This window comes from Alteromonas sp. G4i13 (genome assembly GCF_054960505.1).
The window spans coordinates 25,917-31,990 of record NZ_JBHNYX010000046.1 but is presented as its reverse complement, the minus strand read 5'-3'; the positions used below and the strand labels follow the sequence as shown (position 1 = coordinate 31,990).

Sequence of the window (6,074 nt, the reverse complement as noted above, 5' to 3'; positions counted from 1 at the left end):
CAGCAAAAGCTGGGTTTTAAATGTGGTTGCGGGAGCAGGATTTGAACCTACGACCTTCGGGTTATGAGCCCGACGAGCTACCAGACTGCTCCATCCCGCGACTGTACGGTAAAGCTTGCGATTGCAATGCTTTGTAATTCTGGTTTTCAAATTGGTTGCGGGAGCAGGATTTGAACCTACGACCTTCGGGTTATGAGCCCGACGAGCTACCAGACTGCTCCATCCCGCGCTTGTACGGTAAAGCTTGCCTTTGCAATGCTTTTAAATTCTGGTTATTTTCTGTGGTTGCGGGAGCAGGATTTGAACCTACGACCTTCGGGTTATGAGCCCGACGAGCTACCAGACTGCTCCATCCCGCGCCAGAAAATTATTGTTGTAAGCGCTTCATTTAATGCCTCGCTTCAACGTGGTGCGTATTATACATAGGGACTTTCGCAACACAAGTACCAGCATGCGAAATATTTCATTTTTCTGACTGTTAGCGGTTTAATTGACCAACATGAACAAAGTTAATACGAATTAACCGATTTTTAGCTCCTATTTACACACGTTGATTCAAGCTATTTAAATTTTTCCATTTTTTCAGCCAACGAAAAATCTAATTCTGTTAGCCCACCAGCGTCGTGCGTAGTCAATGTTACCTCTACTTTATTATAAACATTGAACCACTCCGGATGATGTTTTAGCTTTTCCGCCCAAATCGCAATTTGAGACATCCACCCAAAAGCTCGGATAAAGCTCTTAAACATAAACGTCTTTTTGATAGTGTCTCCACTTTGCTCCCATGGTGTGTCATCGGAAACCAGTTCATTGAGCGCTTTCAATTTTTCGTTAATTTCATTATCAGACAGCTTCGTCGCCATTCTTATCTCCTTCAATCACTGATGATTACGTAAAAGTCTTACCTACTACGAGATACTTTAATCGATTGGTTTAACATTAGAAGAGACTGGAGACAAAATCACAAAGAGGAGTGGAGGCTAAGGTTTACAAAAAAGCCACCCTTCAACTTTTATAGTCAAAGGGTGGCTATACTTCTACCTTATTAACAGATTAGAACTCGATAGCTAAGCGCGCATAGATTTGACGACCTCGTGGATCGTGAACCTTAGAGTCAAACCCGCTGTTAGTGAATAGCTGTGGAGGCTCTTCGTCGAACATGTTAATTGCGCCTAACGTCAACACATAACTTTGTTCTGTATCATATAAGCCGCCTAAGTCGATGTTGTATTGAGCATCTACCGTCAAGTGACTATCCACTTCGTAAAAGCCACCTGAACAACCACCCACATTTGCAGTACCGTCCGCGCAATTTTGATCATCATCATATGATGAGATGTAGCGAAGGAAGATATTGGCTGCATGGATATCGTTTTGCCAAGCCAGTCCCAAGTTCGCGCGCAATTCAGGAGAAGACACACCAATGTTATTGAAGTTACGGCGTCCTGCACCATCAATGTTCCCTGCCTGTGGGTCCATCAAGTCATACTTAGTGATGTAGGTCGCATTCAACGTAGGTGTAAAGTTACCGAAGTCTGTCTCTATTTTATAACTAGTTACAAAATCAAGACCCGATGTTTCCAAAGAACTCGCGTTAACATACGTGTTATTTACTTGAAGAACAGGCCCAGTCAGCGGGTCTCCAGCACGGATGACGCGGTCTGGGTTAGTCGGATCATCATTTAGTACCGCCTGCGCGTTCTCTTGAATGATCAAGTCTTCAAACTCGAAATTCCAATAATCAACTTCAACAGAAAAGTCTCTGAAAGGCTCGTATGAGAAGCCAATATTATAGGCTGTCGACTCTTCAGGTTTTAGCTCTTCATTACCCGATGTTCTAACAGCTACAAATGCCGTAGCACCTTGAACGGGGTCAATAAGCTGTTGCAACGACGTTGCGCCACCTTGTGCTAAGAACACTGTTGGCGCTCTAAACGACGTAGATATCGAGCCGCGAAGTGAAAACTCATCAGTCGCACGCCACGAAATCGCTAACTTTGGATCCACCGTACTTCCAATGGTACCGCCGTAATCTTCATAACGAACCGCTAGCTGAACATCTAATTCGTCATTTATTGGTAATGCAAGTTCACCGAACGCTGCCCATACATCCTGGCTACCATCAATATCAGGGTTACCGATAACGAATGTGAAACTGTCTTGGTTAGCAAGGTCATCGTAATCTTGGCTAAGCTGGTTTTCACGATATTGAACACCCAATGCTAACGCCGCAAAGCCACCGCCCATTTCGAACACATCAAACGATGTAAACGCTTCGAAAACTTCAAGGTCAGCTTTAGAGTCGATCACTTCGGTTCCCGTAAAGGAGCTAACCACGTAATCAGAGTTAGGCGCCGTTGTGTAAGACGTTGCAAATGGGTTGAAGAATTCGCAATCCCCTACCCCTGGCGTTCCAGCGATAGGGTCACAATTAGAGCCACCTAGACCGTATAGCGCAAGCTGAAACTCGGTATTTAGTACGTCAGGAACCCTAAATACAAAATCGTTAACCGCACGTGTATAGCTTACTTCCCAGAACCCAGTGTCTGTCACACCTTGTAAACTGGTGCTAAAGCGAAAGGTATCTGATTCGGTATTCGCTGGGTCACCAGGGAAGCCGTTACCTTCAGCGCGGCCGAAGAAAGCGACAGGCTGACCAAATGGATTCTGCGGATGATAATCCGGAACAATTGGAGAGGTTAAAATTGGGAAGCTCGGTGCTCCACCACGTTCAGCACGGTTTCTCGCTAAACTGAATTCAGCCGACCATGTAATATCGTTATCGAACTCGTAGTCTGCACGTACATAAGCATTTGTTCGGCTCTCATCAGCAACATATGAATAGAATTTACCGAAATCAAAACCACAAAAACCAATTTCTAAACCTGGCACTGTACCACTTGGCGCAAGTAAATTGGGTGCACCACCAAACTCCTCACATCCGTACGGGTCGATAATGGGCAGTGCCCCTGCACCTGGAATGTTTAAGAAGAAAGAGCCTGGGTTACCCAGAGCACTTGTATCGTCTTGGGGACGACTTAGTCGTCTATCGCTGAGAAAAAGCGGCGAACGGTTGGTATAGCTTATCGCCGCTAGTACGCTTCCGTTATCACCGGTTGCGCCCCATAAACCTTGTAAAATGTATTCTTTGTTGTCGCCATGCGCACCATCTTGATAGTCAAGGCTTACCATTGCTCCGTCATAATTGCGTTTGGTGATAAAGTTAACGACACCTGCAACGGCATCAGAACCATACAGAGCCGACGCACCATCTTTAACCACTTCCATACGATCAATGGCAATCATTGGCACAAGTGAACTGGTATCGACGAAGTTCAGGCCTTCGTTCGTTGGTTGCGCTGTAACGACCTGACGCTTGTTGTTAAGTAAAACCAGAGTAGACGCTACGCCTAAACCACGAAGGTTAATATTCGACGTACCCGCTGTTGCGTTTTGCGTAAAAGCATCTGGGTTGTTTTCAGCACCCGTGTTAATAGTGAGTGTTTGTGTAATATCCGCAATATTCTTTGCGCCAATCGCGTCTATAGCCACGCTATCTACCACGGCTAGTGGAGAAGGAGATTCGAAGTTTTCGCTACGGCGAACAAAACTACCAGTAACCAAAATGAGTTCTACGTCTTTCTTAGCTTCTTGCTCACTTTCAACGTCTGCTTCTTGGGCTGATGCGATATAAGGAGAGCAAAATAAAGCAGTACCGACCATTGCCGCCACTGCTGTCTTACGCGTTTTAAATTTCATAGTGTGATTCCAAATCTGGGCTTATCACTACCGGCATTACTACCCACACTTTCCGCTAGCGACAGGCTGTTCGATTTCGTGTTGTTATTGTCTGAGGCCATGAACAAATATTGACCTACGCAATTGATACTATGCTTGAATTTCACCTTTGTAAATTTATTGTGAATAATATGTTTACATTAATTTTACACATGGTCTGACCAGATATCCTTTAGGATAAATTGAAGCCTCTCCACTGAATTTAGCCATATCCCAATTGAGAATATGTTTCCCAATATGGGAAATTTATTCATTACGCTTGATGGATCGCGCACCTCAAAAACCAGGCATACCCTCCAATTTTCAATGCGTTACAAGATTATTTTGAAAGGAATGATTCTTGAAACATCAGGAACACTTTATATGAAGGTGCACGAGGTCTATGGAGTTTCCAAAAATAGATGAGGTTTATAAATTACTCAGCGAAAAGCTAGAGTCTTGGGTAGAAGGTGGCATTACGCTTCTTCCTAACATTGTTGTCGCATTTTTTATTGCGATAGCCTTTGGCATTATCGCCAAAGTGATCGGCAACGTTGCTGGCAAGATTATGCGCAGAACGTTTGAGTCTCGACAAATTGCAAGCCTCCTCACCTCCATAATCAAATCTATCGTTTTAATAGCGGGAATTTTCATTGCGCTAGACTTTGTTGGCCTTAAAGGTACTGTCACCTCTTTACTTGCAGGCGCAGGTATCGTCGGGTTGGCCATTGGTTTTGCGTTTCAGGACATGACGGAAAACTTCATTGCCGGTGTAGCCATGGGAATTCGAAAACCCTTTGAAATTGGTGACGTCATTGAGGCAGAAGGTGTATTTGGTAACGTAAAGGAAATAAACCTTAGAAACACCTTAGTTGAAACCTTTTATGGTCAACTTGAAGTTATACCCAACAAGATTCTTTTCCGAAATATATTGACCAATTATTCATATCTTGGTTATCGAAGAATAGAGATCCCTGTCGGCATTTCTTATGCTGATGATATAGAAGAAGCCGCCAAAGTTATTACGGATGCTATGAATGAAAAAGATTATGTCATAAAAAAAGAAGAGACCGCGGTATACGCAGAGTCTTTTGGCGATTCAAGTATCAACCTATTACTGTGGTTTTGGATTCGATACCCAGGAGAGCCTGGATTTATGGTCGTACGCCACGACGCGATTAGTACAGTAAAAACGGTATTAGAAGAAAACGATATTCTTATTCCTTTCCCTATCAGAACATTGGATTTCAATGCTAAAGGGGGAGATAAGCTTAATAGCATGCTTAAAAAGCAGGACGAGAGAAGTTCAAGTAAAGGTAATACAAATTCATCAACTGAGCAGTCTGATGTGAAAGCGGGTGATAACCCTGAGCAACCCGCAGAAGAATGAAACTAACGGAGATGCAAATGGAAATGTTAAATTCAAAAACACTTAAACACACTTTTTTAGTACTTATACTCGCAGCCAGTTTTGGGAGTTTAGGCGGTTGTGCAACAGTTGAAGGGGCCGGTAAAGATATTCAAAGTGCTGGAGAAGCCATTGAAGAAGGTGCCGAGGAGGCGTCTAACTAACTCGTTTCTGTTGACATAGGTCTTGCCGATAAAGTACGACTGTGTAGGTAAAAGCCTGACGATTGCTAAACTAGGCCCTGTTGACCTTTGCTTTATATCAAAGGTCAACAAACGCCAGCATCTCAGGCTTTTTTATTTTGTGGCATTATGATTCTGCAATACACGGTGCGACATATCAACTAGACAACGACGTAGTACACGCATCGTAATACGCATTTGGCAATATGCCGTACTATTCTATACAGCCACTTTTACCGCGTACAACAACAATCTATCAAGGCTTAAGCACCGCGAGCATGAGAAAGCCACCTATTAGCGCAGGGTTCCCATTCGATTTAAGTAAGCAACTTGCCTCTACTTTATAAAGCTTCCCTTGCGCCTTTTCAGTGATTTCGACAAGTTTGAATCGGTATTTAACGGCATCATTACTTTTTACTGGTTCAAGAAAACGTAACTTATCAATGCCATAATTAATCATAGACGCGATACGTTCGCTTGGCGCAATCACTTCAGCGAATGCTTTAGGCATGAGACTGGCAGTCAAGAAGCCGTGCGCAATTGTTGTTTTAAAGGGACTTTCTTTTTCACAGCGCGCAGCATCTAAATGTATCCACTGGTGATCGCCCGTGGCGTCTGCAAACTGATTGATCATGTCCTGCGTAACCGCCAGCCATTCAGGTTGTTCAAGGGTATCTCCCACTGCTAAGTCTAAAAGTGTTTTCATT

The 6,074-nt window shown here is 43.7% G+C and carries 5 protein-coding genes and 3 tRNA genes; 2 read left to right on the top strand and 6 right to left on the bottom strand.

What is annotated here, in order from left to right; all coding sequences use genetic code 11:
• Positions 1-23: 23 nt before the first annotated feature.
• The 5 genes from ACFI6J_RS18030 to ACFI6J_RS18010 form a co-directional block, all read right to left on the bottom strand.
• A tRNA-Met gene (locus ACFI6J_RS18030) sits at positions 24-100 on the bottom strand.
• A gap of 52 nt (positions 101-152) precedes the next feature.
• Positions 153-229, bottom strand: a tRNA-Met gene (locus ACFI6J_RS18025).
• 53 nt (positions 230-282) lie between these two features.
• Positions 283-359 (bottom strand) — tRNA-Met (locus ACFI6J_RS18020).
• A gap of 201 nt (positions 360-560) precedes the next feature.
• Positions 561-863, bottom strand: a complete 303-nt coding sequence (locus ACFI6J_RS18015; RefSeq protein WP_014949251.1) for a 4a-hydroxytetrahydrobiopterin dehydratase — start codon at positions 861-863, stop codon at positions 561-563.
• A gap of 190 nt (positions 864-1,053) precedes the next feature.
• The gene (locus tag ACFI6J_RS18010; protein WP_014976347.1) at positions 1,054-3,759 is read right to left on the bottom strand and encodes a TonB-dependent receptor; all 2,706 of its coding nucleotides are present in this window, start codon (positions 3,757-3,759) and stop codon (positions 1,054-1,056) included.
• A 421-nt stretch (positions 3,760-4,180) separates the two neighbouring features.
• Here ACFI6J_RS18010 and ACFI6J_RS18005 point away from each other — a divergent pair, with 421 nt between their 5' ends.
• Positions 4,181-5,167, top strand: a complete 987-nt coding sequence (locus ACFI6J_RS18005) for a mechanosensitive ion channel family protein (protein WP_014976346.1) — start codon at positions 4,181-4,183, stop codon at positions 5,165-5,167.
• A 17-nt stretch (positions 5,168-5,184) separates the two neighbouring features.
• On the top strand, positions 5,185-5,349 hold the full coding sequence (locus ACFI6J_RS18000) for an entericidin A/B family lipoprotein (protein ID WP_462586311.1): 165 nt from the start codon (positions 5,185-5,187) through the stop codon (positions 5,347-5,349).
• Positions 5,350-5,623: 274 nt separating this feature from the next.
• Here the strand turns inward: ACFI6J_RS18000 and ACFI6J_RS17995 are convergent, their stop codons facing one another.
• Positions 5,624-6,073, bottom strand: coding sequence for a MaoC family dehydratase (locus tag ACFI6J_RS17995; protein ID WP_039229624.1), 450 nt, complete (start codon positions 6,071-6,073; stop codon positions 5,624-5,626).
• Between the last annotated feature and the right edge of the window lies 1 nt (position 6,074).